17 protein-coding genes are annotated in these 18,246 nt (G+C 38.4%); 12 read left to right on the top strand and 5 right to left on the bottom strand.

Annotation, left to right across the window (positions count from 1 at the left end; translation table 11 throughout):
- The first annotated feature begins 149 nt into the window (after nucleotides 1-149).
- The 3 genes from rpoN (at nucleotide 150) to B4N43_RS20695 (ending at nucleotide 3,740) form a co-directional block, all read left to right on the top strand.
- Entirely contained in the window at nucleotides 150-1,616 is a 1,467-nt protein-coding gene (gene rpoN, locus B4N43_RS20705) for an RNA polymerase factor sigma-54 (protein WP_075993380.1), read from the top strand.
- Nucleotides 1,617-1,697: 81 nt separating this feature from the next.
- On the top strand, nucleotides 1,698-2,573 hold the full coding sequence (locus tag B4N43_RS20700) for a carbon-nitrogen hydrolase (RefSeq protein ID WP_075993381.1): 876 nt from the start codon (nucleotides 1,698-1,700) through the stop codon (nucleotides 2,571-2,573).
- Between the two features lie 90 nt (nucleotides 2,574-2,663).
- The gene (locus B4N43_RS20695) at nucleotides 2,664-3,740 is read left to right on the top strand and encodes an agmatine deiminase family protein (RefSeq protein ID WP_075993382.1); all 1,077 of its coding nucleotides are present in this window, start codon (nucleotides 2,664-2,666) and stop codon (nucleotides 3,738-3,740) included.
- Nucleotides 3,741-3,847: 107 nt separating this feature from the next.
- On the opposite strand, the gene agaR is transcribed toward B4N43_RS20695, so the two are convergent.
- The 3 genes from agaR to proS form a co-directional block, all read right to left on the bottom strand.
- A complete protein-coding gene (agaR, locus tag B4N43_RS20690) occupies nucleotides 3,848-4,609 on the bottom strand; it encodes a transcriptional repressor AgaR (RefSeq protein ID WP_075993383.1) in 762 nt (253 codons plus the stop codon).
- Between the two features lie 222 nt (nucleotides 4,610-4,831).
- Nucleotides 4,832-5,620, bottom strand: a complete 789-nt coding sequence (locus tag B4N43_RS20685; protein WP_075993384.1) for a hypothetical protein — start codon at nucleotides 5,618-5,620, stop codon at nucleotides 4,832-4,834.
- A 19-nt stretch (nucleotides 5,621-5,639) separates the two neighbouring features.
- Nucleotides 5,640-7,112, bottom strand: a complete 1,473-nt coding sequence (gene proS, locus B4N43_RS20680; RefSeq protein ID WP_075993385.1) for a proline--tRNA ligase — start codon at nucleotides 7,110-7,112, stop codon at nucleotides 5,640-5,642.
- 178 nt (nucleotides 7,113-7,290) lie between these two features.
- Here proS and B4N43_RS20675 point away from each other — a divergent pair, with 178 nt between their 5' ends.
- The 6 genes from B4N43_RS20675 to purH all read left to right on the top strand — a co-directional run bounded on the left by B4N43_RS20675 (nucleotide 7,291) and on the right by purH (nucleotide 14,317).
- Nucleotides 7,291-8,484 carry a hypothetical protein gene (locus tag B4N43_RS20675; RefSeq protein WP_075993386.1) on the top strand — a complete coding sequence of 398 codons (1,194 nt, stop codon included), beginning with the start codon at nucleotides 7,291-7,293 and terminating at the stop codon, nucleotides 8,482-8,484.
- Between the two features lie 70 nt (nucleotides 8,485-8,554).
- Nucleotides 8,555-10,147 carry a hypothetical protein gene (locus tag B4N43_RS20670; RefSeq protein ID WP_286736059.1) on the top strand — a complete coding sequence of 531 codons (1,593 nt, stop codon included), beginning with the start codon at nucleotides 8,555-8,557 and terminating at the stop codon, nucleotides 10,145-10,147.
- Nucleotides 10,148-10,306: 159 nt separating this feature from the next.
- On the top strand, nucleotides 10,307-11,062 hold the full coding sequence (locus B4N43_RS20665) for a hypothetical protein (protein ID WP_286736058.1): 756 nt from the start codon (nucleotides 10,307-10,309) through the stop codon (nucleotides 11,060-11,062).
- Nucleotides 11,063-11,073: 11 nt separating this feature from the next.
- A complete protein-coding gene (locus B4N43_RS20660) occupies nucleotides 11,074-11,997 on the top strand; it encodes a LysM peptidoglycan-binding domain-containing protein (RefSeq protein ID WP_075993389.1) in 924 nt (307 codons plus the stop codon).
- A 32-nt stretch (nucleotides 11,998-12,029) separates the two neighbouring features.
- Complete coding sequence (locus B4N43_RS20655) at nucleotides 12,030-12,668, top strand: uridine kinase family protein (RefSeq protein WP_075993390.1); 639 nt, start codon at nucleotides 12,030-12,032, stop codon at nucleotides 12,666-12,668.
- A gap of 122 nt (nucleotides 12,669-12,790) precedes the next feature.
- Nucleotides 12,791-14,317, top strand: a complete 1,527-nt coding sequence (gene purH / locus B4N43_RS20650) for a bifunctional phosphoribosylaminoimidazolecarboxamide formyltransferase/IMP cyclohydrolase (RefSeq protein WP_286736057.1) — start codon at nucleotides 12,791-12,793, stop codon at nucleotides 14,315-14,317.
- Nucleotides 14,318-14,371: 54 nt separating this feature from the next.
- On the opposite strand, the gene B4N43_RS20645 is transcribed toward purH, so the two are convergent.
- Complete coding sequence (locus B4N43_RS20645; RefSeq protein ID WP_075993392.1) at nucleotides 14,372-14,740, bottom strand: YkvA family protein; 369 nt, start codon at nucleotides 14,738-14,740, stop codon at nucleotides 14,372-14,374.
- Between the two features lie 330 nt (nucleotides 14,741-15,070).
- On the opposite strand from B4N43_RS20645, the gene B4N43_RS20640 reads away from it, so the two are divergent.
- Nucleotides 15,071-15,784, top strand: coding sequence for a DUF4397 domain-containing protein (locus tag B4N43_RS20640; protein WP_075993393.1), 714 nt, complete (start codon nucleotides 15,071-15,073; stop codon nucleotides 15,782-15,784).
- Nucleotides 15,785-15,870: 86 nt separating this feature from the next.
- On the opposite strand, the gene B4N43_RS20635 is transcribed toward B4N43_RS20640, so the two are convergent.
- Nucleotides 15,871-16,176 carry an FtsB family cell division protein gene (locus B4N43_RS20635; protein ID WP_075993394.1) on the bottom strand — a complete coding sequence of 102 codons (306 nt, stop codon included), beginning with the start codon at nucleotides 16,174-16,176 and terminating at the stop codon, nucleotides 15,871-15,873.
- A gap of 230 nt (nucleotides 16,177-16,406) precedes the next feature.
- Here B4N43_RS20635 and lpxB point away from each other — a divergent pair, with 230 nt between their 5' ends.
- Both lpxB and B4N43_RS20625 read left to right on the top strand, forming a co-directional pair.
- Nucleotides 16,407-17,522 carry a lipid-A-disaccharide synthase gene (lpxB, locus tag B4N43_RS20630; RefSeq protein ID WP_075993395.1) on the top strand — a complete coding sequence of 372 codons (1,116 nt, stop codon included), beginning with the start codon at nucleotides 16,407-16,409 and terminating at the stop codon, nucleotides 17,520-17,522.
- 57 nt (nucleotides 17,523-17,579) lie between these two features.
- Entirely contained in the window at nucleotides 17,580-18,215 is a 636-nt protein-coding gene (locus B4N43_RS20625; RefSeq protein ID WP_075993396.1) for a hypothetical protein, read from the top strand.
- The last annotated feature ends 31 nt before the right edge of the window (nucleotides 18,216-18,246 follow it).

Raw genomic sequence — 18,246 nt, 5'->3', positions numbered from 1 at the left:
TATGGAGAAAACAAGCCCAGTCTCAAATTTGTTTATAAATTCTCCCGCGTTCCACAAATATTATACCCATTTTTTATTTATTATCGATTTTATTTTAAAATAATAATGATATTTGTTTAAATTTAGATGTAAAAAAGTCAACTATTAGCATGTTAAAACAAACATTACAACAAAAGCTATTACAGAAATTGTCCCCGCAACAAATACAATTTATAAAATTGTTGCAGGTTCCGACTGTTTCATTAGATGCGAGAATCAAGGAAGAATTAGAAGAAAACCCTGCGTTAGAAGATGGTAGCTTGACTAATATGACCGATCCTATAGAAGAGTATCCCGATAAAGATCCAGACGATAATTTTGACAATGAAGATGGATTTGACTCAGAAGACTTTAGTTTAGAAGATTACATCCAGGAAGATGATTTCAAAGATTACGGCAACGGCTATGACTATGGAGACGATGATGACGACCGGAAAGAAATGCCCGTTGCTATTCAGCACTCCTTTTATGAGCAGTTACAACAACAATTAGACCTTTTAGCTTTAGATGACAAGCACTTTTTAATTGGCCAACAAATTATTGGCAGTCTGGATGATGACGGCTATTTACGCCGGCCCATCATCAATCTTGTCGACGATCTCGCTTTTGGCCAAAATGTAATGACCGATGAACAGGAAGTACTTGATATGCTAAAGGTAATTCAAGATTTTGAGCCTGCAGGAATTGGAGCACGAGACCTACAAGAGTGCCTATTGATCCAATTACAAAAAAAAGATACCCAAAACCCCACAATCAAACTCGCGATTAAAGTCGTAGCGAATTACCTTGAAGAATTCACCAAAAAGCATTATGATAAATTAGAAAAATCTTTAGGTGTTTCATCAGAGGATTTAAAAAACGTCGTCAATGAGATCCTAAAACTTAATCCTAAACCAGGAGATTCTGGTGCAGTCGCGGGCAAACAGCTTCATATTATCCCGGATTTCCATATCAGCAATAATGATGGAACACTGCATTTGACTTTAAATGGCCGAAATGCGCCTGAGCTCCGCATAAGTCGTGATTACCAACACATGTTTGAACATTACGAGAAATCGGATCAAAAGGATAAAAAAATGAAAGAGGCTGTGCAATTCGTCAAACAAAAACTTGACTCAGCCAAATGGTTTATTGATGCAATAAAACAGCGTCAACAAACCTTACTAAAAACAATGAATGCAATCATGGAATACCAATATGATTATTTCCTCACTGGTGATGATCGTAAGTTAAAACCAATGATATTGAAAGACATCGCCGACAAAATCGATATGGATATATCTACGGTGTCGCGGGTAGCAAATTCAAAATACGTACAGACAGAATTCGGAACATTTCTCTTAAAATCATTTTTCTCTGAAGCTATCCAGACGGATTCCGGTGAAGAAGTATCCAATAAAGAGGTTAAGAAAATATTGGAAGAGTGCATCTCAAAAGAAAATAAACGAAAACCCTTGGCTGACGAGAAACTAACTGAGATCCTAAAAGAAAAAGGATACAATATTGCGCGGCGAACGGTGGCAAAATATCGGGAAGCATTGAATATTCCTGTAGCAAGATTACGAAAAGAGCTCTAAGAGCTCTTTTTGTTTTTCCCACAGAACCAAATCCAAATTAAGAATAGTATCTTTGTGCTGTATTAAAATAAGCATTAAAGAATGAGCAAAGTAAAAGTTGGAGTTGTACAGATGAGCTGTACCGCAAGCAAACAAGAGAATCTCGAAAAAGCTATCGCTAAAGTAAAAGAAGCCGCTGCAAAAGGTGCGCAAATTGTGTGTCTGCAAGAACTATTTACCTCTTTATATTTCTGCGATGTGGAAGATTACGACAATTTCGCACTGGCTGAATCCATTCCCGGCCCATCGACGGACGCCCTATCGGCTGTTGCTAAAGAAGCAGGCGTCGTAATTATCGCTTCATTATTTGAAAAAAGAGCAGAGGGACTGTACCATAATACAACCGCTGTATTGGATGCAGATGGTTCCTATTTAGGAAAATACCGCAAAATGCATATCCCAGATGATCCTGCATTTTATGAAAAATTCTATTTTACCCCAGGAGATTTAGGCTACAAAGTATTCAAAACAAAATTTGGAAGAATAGGCATTTTAATTTGCTGGGATCAATGGTACCCTGAAGCATCTCGAATTACCGCATTAATGGGTGCAGAAATCTTATTCTACCCTACAGCTATTGGATGGGCAACAGACCAAGATGAAGAAACCAACAAAGATCAATATAATGCGTGGCAAACAATACAACGCTCCCATGCCGTTGCAAATGGTGTTCCTGTTGTATCCGTTAATCGCGTAGGATTTGAGCAAAATGGCGCAATGAAATTCTGGGGTGGAAGCTTCGTAACAAATGGACAGGGTAAATTGCTTTATCTTGCCTCACATGACAAAGAAGAAATTGAGGTCGTCGAATTGGACTTAAATGAATCAGACTATTTCAGAAAACATTGGCCATTTTTGAGAGACCGAAGAATCGAAACATACGCACCGATCACCAAACGTTTTATTGACGAAGACTAATATCGGATATTCTAGCCATTTCGGTTTCGAACGCATACAACTGTGCTGAAACGAACTGAAATGGCTTTTTTTAATCCCATTAAAATAAGTATGGAACAAAAAAAGACATTCACACCGGACTATTTTGACAATTCCCCAAAACAACAGGGCTTCTCATTTCCCGCAGAATGGGCAAAACAAGAAGCCTTATGGTTGAGCTGGCCACATAAAGAGGAATCCTGGCCTGGGAAGATTGAAACAATATACAAACCCTATTGCGAATTTATTAAAGTCGTAGCAGCAGGGCAAAAAGTAAGGATTAACGTCGCTAACGAGGAAATGCAAAATTTTGCTATTACCGCGCTTAAAGAAGTAACAACAGATTTTAGCAATATCGAATTCTATTTTAATCCGACTAACGATGCTTGGTGTAGAGACCACGGTCCCGCTTTTATTATTAACCAGGCTACAAATCAAAAAGCAGTTGTCGACTGGGGCTATAATGCCTGGGGTGGAAAATACCCTCCTTTCGACCTGGATGACGTCGTTCCGACGCGTATTGCCAAAGAATTTAACCTTCCTTTGTATACCCCTGATATCGTCATGGAGGGCGGTTCAGTTGAGTTTAATGGCGCAGGAACAATCATGACAACAACCGCTTGTCTATTGAATAAAAACCGAAATCCACACCTGACAAAAGAACAAATAGAAACCTATTTAAAAGAATTTTACGGTCAGGAACAGGTTTTATGGCTTGGAGACGGTATCGTTGGAGACGATACAGATGGGCACATTGATGATATTACACGTTTCATCAACGAAAACACCGTTTTAACGGTTGTAGAGGAAGATCCAACAGACGAGAACTATGAGATACTTCAAGAAAATCTAGCAACACTTCGTTCATTTAGACTCTTAAATGGAGAGCCTCTGCATATCATTGAGCTCCCAATGCCAGCACCGGTCATCTATGACGAAACAAGATTACCTGCTTCTTATGCTAATTTCTACATTGCAAACGATGTTGTTGTAGTACCGATCTTCAACGATAAAAATGACCAAAGAGCACTGGATATCATCCAAGGCTGTTTCCCTACACGTAAAGTCATAGGAATAAATTCCGTCGACATTATTTGGGGGCTGGGAAGTTTCCACTGTTTAAGCCAGCAAGAGCCGGCGTTGAGCTAAAAAAAACTATCCATAAAGAAAATGTCCCCAAATAGTTAAACACTCTTTTGGGGACATTTTTTATGATAAAGATAAGCAGCTCCGCTTTGATTTTTAGTTAAGCCGTGTTAAACAACAATAACATTTACCCCCGCTTTTTCTAACGATTCCACAAAGCTTGTATTTACTTTGTCATCGGTAATTAATATATCAATTTTATCAAAACCACAAATCCGCCCGAAGCTTCGTCGTCCGAATTTAGACGAATCTGCTAGTACAACAACCTTTTGAGCCGTATCGATCATAATGCGATTTAATTGTGCCTCCTGCGCACTTGAGGTTGATACACCATATTCTAAGTCAATACCGTCCACACCCAAAAATAATTTACTGCAGTAAAAATCCTGCAATAAATTTTCTGCATACTTTCCAGTTACGGATGTTGAAGTCTTGCGAAGCGTTCCGCCCATCTGCATGATTTCAACCGAAGGATATTTGATCAATTCCATCGCAACATTCAATGCCGAAGTTACTACAGTGATATTTCCTTTAGGAATGATCTGCTTTGCTAGCGACTGCATGGTCGTTCCTGAAGCGATAATGATTGAATCATTTTCCTCAATCATTTCAGCCGCTTTTTTTCCGATCCGGCTTTTATCGTCCGAACGAAGCTTCTCTTTTTCAAATACTGTACGGTCAGTCGTATAAGGATTATATTGTGTTGCCCCGCCATGCGTTCTAAACAACAATCCACTATCTTCCAACAAGGTCAAATCTTTCCGAATGGTTACAGAGGAAACGCCCAATTCCTCACATAGATCAATTACCTGAACTACGCCGACCTCCTTTAATTGTTTTAAGATATATTGATGTCTTTCTACATTTGTCATGGCTCTATTTATAATAAGCTGTTAAAATACTAAATCTATTATCGGTTTGTTTAAAGGAATATGTCGATATCTTGAAAAAATCCATCGATATCAATAAATTTCAACAAATATGACTTTCTACTTAAATTTCCCTCAGTAGAATTGATGTTAAAATAATGAAATTATTTAATTTTTTCACGCTGACAATCATAAATTCATTTTTATTTTAAAAAGAAAAATGAATTAAAATTGCAAAGGATCAGGCAGGACAAATTGATAATCCAGTTCCTCTAGAAGTAATCTTCCGCTAACTATTTTTTGCGTCACATCCCCGGCTTCGAACGCAAGTGGCAAAGCATAGCCATATTTTTTTGCCGAAGCTAGAATAACATCCTTTTTCTTAGGATGTAAGGGAGCAACAACATTGTATACAGTATGCTTAAGCGCATTGCAAGATGCTGCCTCTAACAGTCTGATCACATCATCGATATGAACAAAATTGGCGGGCTGTTCCCCCGTCGTACAGATACGTTCGGAAAAATATTTGGCAAAAACACGATTTTTACCAAACAAACCTCCTAATCGATAAATTATAGTATCAGCCAATCCCAACATACTTGCTTCAGCAAGCAAGAGTTTTGATGAAAGTTCGGTTATATCTGCATAGGATTCATCAAATACGCCATCTTTGTCCGGATAAATTCCAATAGAGCTCAGGAAGACTTGTTTCTTCCATGTCATATGCGCATAAAATGATTTGATATTCGAAAATCTGTTTTCAAGGATCGCTACACTATTTTTCTGACTTGCAGGTATACTGTTTAATACGAAGTCAAATTGAGTAGGTAAATCTACCTGTGCTGGAAAATTTTCATAATCAAAGTCTAAAATAAACGAAAAAATACCATCGGCTTTAAGCCGATGGTATTTCTCAGATGTTGTTGTACTAGCCCAAACCTCATGGCCTTGATGCTTCATATGCATCGCAAAAGATTCTGCGAGCCAACCGCATCCCAAAATGAGTATCCTCATATTACGACAACACTATTTATTAATAAGCTTTTGCAAACAGTACACGTCGACTTGAAGGTTTCCCTGTAAAGATACAGATACCTTCCTCTTCCTTCGCATCCAAAGGAATACAACGAATTGTTGCCTTAGTTTCTTCTTTTACACGTTTTTCCGTTTCTGTTGTTCCATCCCAATGACAAGAGATAAAACCACCCTTACCTTCCAGTACTTCTTTAAACTCATCATAAGAATTCACTTCAGTAAAATGAGATGTCCTGAAATTTAACGCTTTTTGATATATATTTTCTTGTATTGTATCCAGCAATTGTACAATGGTACCAGCCAAGCCTTCCTGAGCAACCGTTTCTTTCGTTTGAGTATCACGACGCGCCAATTCTACTGTACCATTTTGCATATCTCTCGCTCCAACAGCTACACGTACAGGAACACCCTTTAACTCCCATTCTGCAAATTTAAAACCTGGACGTTGTGTGTCCCGATCGTCGTATTTTACCGATATATCGTTCACACGCAATTCATTGGTCAACTGATTCACAAATGCATCGATTTGCGCTTTTTCTTCTTCAGTCTTAAAAATCGGAACGATGACAACTTGAATTGGTGCCAATTTTGGCGGCAATACCAATCCTTGATCATCTGAGTGAGCCATAATCAATGCGCCCATCAGACGTGTAGAAACCCCCCAGGAAGTCGCCCAAACATGTTCCAATTTACCTTCTTTAGAAGTAAATTTCACGTCAAACGCCTTTGCAAAGTTTTGGCCAAGAAAATGAGAAGTTCCTGCTTGTAATGCTTTTCCATCCTGCATCAATGCTTCAATACAATACGTATCCAAGGCACCCGCAAAACGCTCGTTTTCTGTTTTTCTACCACGTACAACAGGCACAGCCAGTATCTTTTCAGCAAATTCAGCATACACATCAAGCATACGTTCTGTTTCTTCAATAGCCTCTTCTCTTGTTGCATGGGCTGTATGGCCCTCCTGCCATAAAAACTCGGCAGTACGCAAGAAAAGACGTGTACGCATTTCCCATCGTACAACGTTCGCCCATTGATTGACCAAAATTGGAAGATCACGATAAGATTCAATCCATCCACGATAGGTGTTCCAAATAATCGTTTCGGAAGTCGGGCGCACGATCAACTCTTCCTCCAATTTCGCGTCTTCATCCACGACGATCTTACCTGTACCATCGTTTTTTAATCGATAATGAGTTACTACCGCACATTCGGTAGCAAAGCCTTCCACATGCGCCGCCTCTTTAGAAAAAAACGATTTGGGAATGAATAAAGGGAAATAAGCGTTGCTATGACCTGTTTCTTTAAATCTTTTATCTAAGATCGCTTGCATCCTTTCCCAGATAGCGTATCCGTAGGGTTTAATCACCATACAGCCTCGTACAGCTGAATTTTCAGCTAGATCAGCTTTAATCACAAGCTCGTTATACCATTGTGAATAATCTTCAGCACGACTTGTTATTCCTTTACTCATATGAAATTGATAAATTATTGTAACATTATTACGTTAAATCTCGTCTGTAATTCTAATACGAAAAGCGTTCAATAAAAAATATTTGTATTTTTGATTACTTCGATTAAACCCCCTTGAGAAATTTGCGTCTAAGATAGTAAATAAGGCTGTATAATCGAAAATAAGGATTTAGGATATTATGAAAAAAAATAGATTATTTATCGGAGCACTTGCCATAACAGGAGCGTTCATGCTTGGTTCCTGCGGTACAAGTAGGCAAATCTATGGCGACGATGTCTATGGCAATAATGGGCAAGCTAGACAAAAGGTTTATCAAAGCCCAGATTACTATTACACAGATGCAGATCAGGCCCAACCAAACGGGCAAGCGCAAGGCGGTTACTATGATGACGAATATTCTGATCAGGATTACAACAATGATTCCTATGAAGATCTTGAATATGCCAATCGTATCAACCGTTTCTATTACGCTAGTCCGGGCATGACGTATTTCGACCCATTTTTTGATCCATGGTATGGTTATGGTTTCGGCGGTTGGTACGGATACGGCCCATCGTTCGGAATGGGATGGGGATGGAACTCTGGATGGGGTTCATCTTGGTCTATCGGCCTCGGATGGGGTTGGGGATCTAGCTGGGGCTGGGGATCTCCTTGGTATGGCGGTTACAGACCTTGGGGTGGCTGGTATGGCGGCGGCTACTGGGGATCTGGTTGGTACGGAAACGGTTACTGGGGCGGTGGTTCCTGGGGTAACTCAAGACCACGGTATGCATCAAGTAGATCAGTTTACAGAGACAACTATAACACGCGCAGTTCATCCTCAAGAACCCGAACTTCAGGTGGATATGACCGCAACAGCGTTGCTCGAAATTCTGGAGGATATGACCGTACCGGCGTAGCACGTGATTCTAGAGGAAGGATTACATCCGTTGCTAGCAGATCAAGAAATTCTGATGGCACAGTATCGTCACGGAGCTCATCATACGATAGAACTGGAGGAAGAACAAGAACTTCGGATGGTGTGTCGAATAGAGCTTACTCAGACGGTATGCGTTCAAGAACCTCAGATAGAGTCAATGGTTCCTATCCAAACAACACACGGAGCACCTCTAGCGGATATTATAATAATGATTCCAGATCACGAAACAGTTCAGGTGAGGTATCTCGTCCAATGAGCCGTTCGATGGAAACACGTTCCAGCAACCCAAGCTCAACGTCAAGACCATCGTATACTCCGCCAACAAGAAGCTATGATAGTGGTTCATCATCCCGCTCTAGTGGTGGTTTTTCTGGAGGTGGTAGTTCTAGATCTTCGGGAGGAGGCTTCTCCGGAGGCGGTAGCTCAAGATCAAGTGGAGGACGTACTCGATAGTTAAAAGCATTTAAACAGTAGCATACAGTATCTTGTGTGCTACTGATTATTATTGACGATATTTTAGCATATGACAATCAAAAAATTACTTTTTGGAACTGCATTCGTTTTAGGTGCAGCAGGGACTACTCAAGCGCAATATACGAAAGATGTACTTTTATTCTCCCAAGGGGACAATGGCGGAACAGCTCGTTTTAAAGCCATGGGAAATGCTTCAACTGCATTAGGTGGAGATATAAGTTCAATTACGAGTAACCCTGCAGGTTTGGGTTACTTCAATCAGTCTGATGTATCAGTAACTGGCCGGTACCTTAACAATAAAAACAAAACCGACTATTTTGGTCAAAACTCAAACAGCAGCAAGAATAATTTCAACTTAGATAATGCTGGAATCGTTTTTCACCTCCCAACTTACCGCAATGGAGGTAACCTGGATAGGGGCTGGTTGAATTTTAATATTGGTATTGCTTACAACCGCAATTATGTCTATAACAACCTGCTAGAGTATCGAGGAGTAAATAATACAAGTTCGATATCAGATGCTTATTCAGACCGTCTTTCGGACGTCGGAGGAACACAAGGTTGGGGCCAGGAAGTCTATAACAACTCTTTATTATTCGACGTAGACCCCAAAAATGCAGGCGCCTATATCCCGATTACTGTCGGCGGAACTTTTGATGGAAAAAATGGCTTTAATCAAGTAAATTCCATCCTAGAAAAAGGTAGTAAATCCGAATCTGTATTGTCATTTGGAGCCAATTATAGTAACAAATTGTATTTAGGGGCCTCTTTAGGTTTCACCGCATTTAGCTACGACAATTCCAGCTGGTTTACAGAATATGGTCAAACAATGACGGCCGACCAATTAAAAGCCATCAACAAAGATTCAGAATTTTTAAAACCAACCAATGCCCAAAAGTATGCCATGTTGGATAAAGATTATGAATTATATGATGATTATGCGCAAGCCACTGATGGTACCGGTGTCGACTTTAAACTTGGGGTAATCTATAAATTTACGCCAACGTTTAGCATGGGATTCACCGCTAAGTCACCTACATTTATGAGCATCCGGGATGAATCGTATAGTAATTCTGAGTTCCGTTACTTCAGACCAAATGAAGACAAATCATTTAAAGAGTATAGAACCAGTGATGACGCAGGACACAGTTACTTGGAATATAATATGAATACCCCCTATAAATTGTCTCTTGGGGCGAGCCAATTATTTTCAAGAGGGCTAATAACCGCTGATGTCGAATGGGTAGATTATGCAGCTATGCGTTTTAAAGATGTAGGAAACTACAGTAAAACGTTAGAAAAGAACATGAACCAAAACATCAAAGATACTTACCAAGGTGCATTTAATGCCCGAATTGGTGGTGAAGTGATGTTTGACAATGTATTCAGCGGAAGAGCTGGTTTCAACTACAGTGGTAATCCCTATAAAAATGCAGACTATACGAATTATACAGCATCTTTAGGTATTGGCGCTAAACTTGGCCGTGGCATGTATGTTGATTTGACTGGCGCGTATAATGCAGTCAACTACAAAGAAAGCCCATATTTGATTAATGAGAACTACTGGAATAATGCTAGTCCTGTAGCAGACATAAAAAATCAACGGACTAATGTTGTACTAACAATTGGTTCAAAATTTTAAACTATATTTTTCTCAAAAAAGTCCAGCGATGTCTGGACTTTTTTTTGAGAAAAAATAGCAGAAAACAAACATAAAACACGATAAAATTAGTTTACGCGTGATTATACTTGTATATAAAGGTAACTTTATCTAAGTTTGTCCCCTTGGATTGAAAATTACATGGCAAATCACACAATTTCAAAAGCATTCAATTTCATTTTTACATACCCCATTTGGCGGATAGAAATCGATGCGGAGAATAAATTGATCGCTGTGGAGACCAGAAACCCAGACGATACCCTACCCTATTTTAATGTAGTCACTTTTGAAGGAACTTACGTATTACAAGACTTCAAGGCAATAGCCAAAGAGTGGGTCCTAGCTGGAATTCAATGCAAAAAATTAATACTTAAGAAGATTGCCAATAATTCACCTATCGACGCAGGCATACAGGTAATCGATTGCTACAACCCACAGCTACAAGAAACCTGGTTCAACTACATATTCATCGGTATGGTTGATCAAGGTGTACTTATTAGACCAAAAGTAATAGCAGAAGGCTTCCAATTATTTTTGAACCTCCAATCGATGTCGATTGAAAGCAAAAATGAAATTCCCTTTAAACCTTATGCCAGCGAGCTCGTCTATCCTATTATCTACAATGGTGAAATTCCCCTTTTTTTGAAGGACTTCCCAATTGATGGTGAAATCTGGATAAATACGGTGAATGACTACTTTATTTGGGCTTTCTATGAAAAAGACAGAAACAATCGTTATCAAATCAGGCTAGTGCAATCCACAAGAGAAAAATTGACAGAGTCTATTATTGCAGTTTCCGAGCTGGAACTAAAGCTCTTCAACATTTATTTTCTTATTCACGAACAAATATTCCTTTTGACAGATAATAAACGGGAGTTTGTTTCGTATTTAGTATAATTGCAAAATATATGAAAGTTTTATTCGAATTAAAAACATATAAAAAGATAGCTATTCTATCCATCGCGATATTAGCTATTCAACAAGTTGAAGCAAAGAATTCAACTTCTTTACGTACTGATTTTATCCCTGATTCAGTAGGGACTGAAGCAATCAATGGTGAAGAATACGTGTTGTTCAAAATTGAAAAAGGAGACAATTATTACCAGTTAAGTAAAAAGTATAAAACAACGGTGGGTCAATTGACCCAAATAAATGGTAATGGAACATTAAGCCTGGGGCAAATTGTTAAGATTCCGACAGGTCGAAAAGCGAAATCAACAGTAAGCAACGACCGTGGAAATACGGCAGTGCAAAACCCGCGTAATCCGCAACAGCAAGAAGGTTTTACGGAATATATCGTTGGAGAGAAAGAGACACTTTATGCCATATCTAAAAGATTCAGTATTTCTGTTGAAGATATCAAAAAAGCGAACAATTTAAAAAATAACGTTATTGGCGGTGGAATGAAGCTTATGATCCCCAATCAGCCCCTACCTCCTGAACGGCCAAAATTAGTTGAACCTAAAGGAATCGAAATTGTAACACCTGATTCTACAGACAATGACGATAAAGAAGAAAATCAAATTTCAACAAACCGCTACGGAATTCGTGAAAAGTCCGAACGTGGTATCGGTGTGTGGATTGATGGACTTTCATCCCAGGGTACAAGCAACCTTGCTCTTCATAAGAGCGCTCCAGTAGGTACTATTCTAAAAATTACCAACCCAATGACCAAAAGTGTTACTTACGCTAAAGTGGTCGGTAAATTTAATGATAATGCCGAAAACCAAAATGCAATTGTCGTGTTGTCAAAGTCTGCCGCCGCAAGCATAGGCGCACTTGATAAACGCTTCCAGGTCGAAATTGCGTATGGATTACCGCTAGAAAATTAACAGAATAAAATAGCTTTTATAGCATAGTAAGAATGAATAACAAACCGTATGTCATAGGAATTGCCGGAAGTAGTGGCTCTGGAAAGACTTTTTTTTTAAATAGTTTTTTAAAACATTTTAAGCCTAATGAGGTAACCTTAATTTCCCAAGATGATTATTACATCCCTGCCAATACTAAAACCCAGGAGGAAAATAGGCTCTATAACTTCGATATTCCGACATCAATCGACAGAGATGCTTTTTATAAAGATATCAAGGCACTCTTTAACGGTGAGACAATATATAAAGAAGAGTATACATTTAACAACCCTTCATTAACACCCAAAATACTAGAGATTAAACCGGCACCCATTTTAATTATTGAGGGCCTATTCATTTTCTATTATACGGAAATTAATAATTTAATCAATCATAAGATATTTTTAAGCGCTGATCAGGATATCGCATTAAGAAGACGTCTACACCGCGATCTGGTTGAACGGGGCTACTTTGAAGATGATGTCATGTACAAATGGATAAACCATGTACTACCATCCTACAACGAGTACCTACTTCCCTATCAGGATACGTGCGATCAGGTCATATTTAACAATACCGATGAACCGGAACCAATCTGGGATATCACCAACCAAATTTCTGAAGAGCTAAAATTAAAGCTCAATTTGGTATAAAATTAAAACAATGTAGAAAGGAGAATCTCGTAAACAGATTCTCCTTTCTATTTAAAGTACTTGATTTATTGGTATCAAGATTTTAAATACCTATCTTTGCGCCACGAAACAAATCCATCATAATGAACCATCCTGTAAAGATTAAAAATGCATTGGTTTCAGTCTATTATAAAGACGGCCTTGCTCCTTTAGTTGAATTATTAAACAAATACGGTGTTACCTTCTATTCCACTGGTGGAACAGAAACATTTATCAAAGATTTAGGTATAGATGTTGTTCCAGTTGAAGACCTCACCAGCTACCCTTCTATTTTAGGAGGCCGTGTAAAAACATTGCATCCAAAAGTATTTGGCGGTATTTTGGCACGCCGCCCGCTTGAGTCGGATCAACAACAGCTTGCTCAGTATGAAATACCTGAGATCGATTTGGTTATTGTGGATTTGTACCCTTTTGAAGAAACTGTTGCTTCCGGTGCATCCGAGCAAGATATTATCGAGAAAATAGATATCGGTGGAATTTCATTGATACGCGCTGCCGCTAAAAACTTTAACGATGTTGTTATTATCTCTTCCAAAAATGATTACAAAGAATTGGAAGAAATTCTAGCAAACCAAGAAGGTAATACGTCATTGGAACAACGTAAAGAATTTGCTAAACGTGCATTCAATACATCTTCGCATTACGATACGGCAATCTTCAACTATTTCAATCAAGAAAATCCGCTTCAGGTTTTTAAACAATCTGAGCAAAAAGCGCAGGTGTTGCGCTATGGTGAAAACCCACACCAAAAAGGCGTTTTCTTCGGCGATTTAGATAAGATGTTTGATAAATTAAACGGTAAAGAGCTATCTTACAACAATCTGGTTGACGTTGATGCTGCCGTTGCTTTGATTGATGAGTTCACAGAACCTACATTCGCGATCTTAAAACACACCAATGCTTGTGGAGTTGCCTCCCGTTCAACAATCAAACAAGCTTGGTTAGATGCTTTAGCATGTGATCCTGTTTCAGCTTTCGGTGGAGTCTTAATAACGAATGGTCAAGTTGATGCTGCAACAGCTGAAGAGATCAATAAATTATTCTTCGAGGTGTTGATTGCACCTTCTTATTCTGAAGAAGCGATCGCTATACTTACCGCAAAGAAAAACAGAATTATTTTGGTTCGTAAAGAGGTTACATTGCCAGAACAACAGTTCAAAACTTTATTGAACGGCGTCATTCTTCAAGATAAAGACAATACGATTGAAGGACCTGAACAAATGGTTACGGTAACACAAGTACAGCCTACTGCAGAACAACTGGAGGACCTTTATTTTGCGAACAAAATTGTAAAACACACCAAGTCAAATACAATCGTATTTGCTAAAAATGGCACTTTGTTAGCTTCAGGTGTAGGGCAAACTTCACGTGTAGATGCATTGAAACAAGCTATTGAGAAGGCAATTTCTTTCGGTTTTGACCTTAAAGGCTGTGCAATGGCATCGGATGCCTTCTTCCCTTTCCCTGATTGTGTGGAAATTGCTTCAGAAGCTGGTATCGCGGCGGTATTGCAACCTGGTGGTTCAATCAAAGATCAATTGTCAATTGATATGGCCAATGAAAAAGGAATCTCCATGGTAACAACAGGTGTTAGACACTTTAAGCACTAGTTGAACTTCAATAATAAATAAAAAAAGCTACTTTTCTAAAGTAGCTTTTTTTATTTATCTCGCTTCTACAGGAAACTTTGAACGCTTATACTGTTCCATCTCAGCGCTAAGTTTGCGAATCGCATAACCAACAATGGCCACATCATCTATCCACCCGCCCACAAGAATAAAATCAGGAATCGCATCAATCGGCGAAACCACATAAAGTATCGTTCCAATAATAATCGATAAATTCCATTTATCCATTTTATACTTCCCCGTAACTGTGTCCTTACACATTGCAATTAATACGTTAAAGTCGTCCATATAGCCCCCTAGATTCCTCGCTTTTGCTTCCGCCTGTACAAATTCAGATTCCGTAATTTTACGATGCCTAAACTGCTCAAACATTCCCTTCGCAATTCTTTTGATTCTATTGTTCATACCTCAAAATTAGGATTACTAATTTAACAATCCAAATCCTCGCGCTAAACCAAACTCGAATCAAAATCGGATTGCATATCGCAACATAAGCAAATCCTTTCCCTCAAACTGATTAAATTTTGCCTAGGAACCATATGCATCTGCTGCCGATTCGATTAACCACCATCTTTAAAAACTGGCTTGTAAAGGCTATTGGAATAAAAAACGAGGTCTGAATATAGATTTTTATTATTTTTACAAATCGCTGTAGCAAAGTGTCAGTCATCTCCGTATAATAGACAACACAAGCGCAGTGTGAGTCACAAAAACAGATTTTAATATTACACGGTTATGAAAAACTATAGATTATTTAATTTTATTGCTATTGCTTTAGCGGCCTTCTTTCTAACAAGCTGTCTAAAAGATAACGATGACCAGCCAATTCCTGGTGCATTGTTTACCATGGTCAATGGCTACAGCGACTCCAATGCAGTTATCTATTATGCGGACGGAGGCTCACTTCAAAACCCCAATTATCCACTGGGATTCAAGAGTTATGCTCAAATAGGCTTATTATTTACAGGCGCACGAAAAATAGCAGTTTCTGCTGAATATAATACTATCTTGACAGATACAACAATAACTGTCAAAGACAGCACCATATATACATCCTTTTTATTTGGAACGAAATCCAAACCCGTACAGGTGATCACTACAGATCGAATCAATAAAGACATCAAAAATACAGAGTCTGGTTTACGCTTCTTTAATCTTGCTGAAGGTACGGATTTAGTTAGCCTTAAAATAGGCGATCAGGCTTCCCCATCAGAATGGACAAATAGAGCACAAGAAACACAGAATTCGGCAAGTGCCCATCAGGGCTTCATCGCTCAAAAAAGTGGTACATTCACTGTAACAGCTCGTGATAAAGCGGGGAAAACAATCGCAACACGCAGCGACATTAAATTGGTTGGAGGCTATTATTATTCATTAATACTCATAGGTAAAGCTAATGATGAAAAGAAACCATTATACATTGGTTTAGTAGCGCAAGCCGCAAATTAAAATACCCATATCTATATACTTTATAACAACGGCCGTCATGTAAACATGATGGCCGTTGTTTTTCATTTTATACGATACTGTAGATCTTAATGATTCTCTTTAGCTGCTACTTTAGTAATCACATAAATATCCTCATTATCTTTTTTCATCTTATACTTCTCACGAGCAATACGTTGCACTTCTTGCGGATTTGATCGAATATCGTTAATTGTCTTAATGATGGCGGCATTCTCCTTCAGATAGAAGGAGCGTTCACTTTCCAAATTTGCTTTCTGCTTTTGATAACTATACTGCGTGGCAAAGTCATTTCGATCAAAAAATAACATCCACACGAGAAAAGCCAAAGCGGCTAGCAAATACTTATTTCTTATTAAAGACCACAATCGTTGCATAAGACAAAAATACTATTTAGCTTTTATACTTAGGATATTTTCTTCAAAAGTTGAACATCTTTAATTAAAGATATGGAATAATATGTTCAAAGTCATCATATACCTAGAATAATCTTATCTTTAACAGTTCAAAAACGATCATTTCAATGAAATACTCATCGTTAAGACGAAACGCAGTTTTAACGATAAAAGATATTCCAAATGATCATTAAAGAATAAATCGTTGACATATGAAATACTATCTTATTGCAGGTGAAACTTCAGGGGACTTACATGGTGCCAATCTTATTAAAGCATTAAAAATGGAAGACCCCAATGCGACTTTCCAAATAGTCGGGGGAAATCTAATGCAAGCAGAGGCCGAAAAAAAAGCATTGATACATACCTCAGAAATGGCTTTTATGGGCTTTATAGAAGTTTTAAAAAATCTGCCAAAGATATCTAGGAATCTCAAACTTGTTAAAAATGATCTCTTAAAAGAAAAACCGGACACCGTCATTCTAATAGATTTCCCGGGCTTCAATTTGAAAATTGCTGATTTTGCAAAAAAACATGGAATCAAAACATGCTACTATATTTCCCCAAAAGTGTGGGCCTGGAACCAAGGTCGCGTAAAGAAAATCAAACGGATTGTCGACCATATGTTTTGTATTTTGCCTTTTGAGGTAGATTTTTATAAGAAGTGGCGCATGCCCGTTGATTACGTTGGAAACCCGCTTTTGGATGCGATTTCAACCTATAATTTCAATCCCCAATTTAGAGCACAAAATGGACTTTCAGAAAAACCACTGATCGCCCTTTTACCGGGAAGCCGGGAAATGGAAATTTCCAAGCTTCTCCCTATCATGGCCGAACTTCCGTTTTTCTTTCCTGTTCATCAATTTGTCATCGCCGGTGCTCCTAATTTTGATGAAGCCTACTACAAGCAGTTTTTTAAAGGTATTGATATTCCCGTGATCTTCGATCAAACCTACGATATTCTCCATAACGCAGAAGCCGCAGTCGTTACAAGTGGAACGGCTACTCTTGAAACAGGTATTCTGAAGATACCTCAGGTTGTCGTTTATAAGGCTAACCCAATATCTGTATGGATAGCCAAATTAGTCATCAAGGTTAAATTTATCTCTCTAGTGAATCTAATTAATAATTTCTTATCAGTGAGGGAATTGATTCAAGACGACTGCACGGCATACGATATTTCATATGAAGTAGGCGAACTTATCAATAATAAAGCTCATCGCGCAAGTGTGATGGAAAACTACGATATTTTGGCTGAGAAACTAGGTTCTCCTGGCGCATCAGAGAAAACTGCCAAATTAATTGTAAAATATCTCGCTAAAATTTAAACTCTTTTACCTTTTATTTGTCAAACTACTAGTTAGTTACAATTAATTAAAAGTTTTATGAAATTTAAATTTATTCTAGGCTTTTTTCTTTGCTTTGCAATGACCTTCACTGGGAAAGCACAAGAAACACAACATATTTCTAAACTGGAAATTGGCAAAAAGGCAAAAAAAAATATCGATAATAGAGACTCAACTGTCGTCATGCACATCGATACTTTAATCATGAAAGACAATGCTACCCTTTCGTTCTATGGCAAGAAAAATGTCAAGCTAACGATTGGTTATGCTGAAATTGGAAATAAGGCAACCATCTATGGAACCGATGGAAAGAATAACGGTGCAAACTTTGACATCAATGCTAATTTTCAAAAATTAGGTTCCCTTTATATCATTGCAAAAGGGGATGACGCTTTTAATGGTACCAAAACTTTTCCCAATGGGAACGGAGGAAAAATTAAAGTCACTTTAACAGATGGCAGTCTCAAACCGCAAACAACAAACAAAAAAGCGGCGAACTATATCTATGGAGACGTAGCTGCAGGTGGCCGCGCTGTCAATGCAAACACAGACTTGAGAAACATCTATGATCGGATTAAAACTGCTCCCACCGGATTGAGAGGGTTACCTCAAGGACAGATTTATTCTGGCAGTGCCGGAACTGAGGGTACATTTGAACTAATTTCAACACAATAACGAAATCCTTAACCCATAAAAAAGGCGTATT

This window comes from Sphingobacterium sp. UBA1897, from assembly GCF_002337775.1.
Lineage (GTDB): Bacteria > Bacteroidota > Bacteroidia > Sphingobacteriales > Sphingobacteriaceae > Sphingobacterium > Sphingobacterium siyangense.
This window is presented reverse-complemented; position numbering and strand designations above follow the sequence as displayed.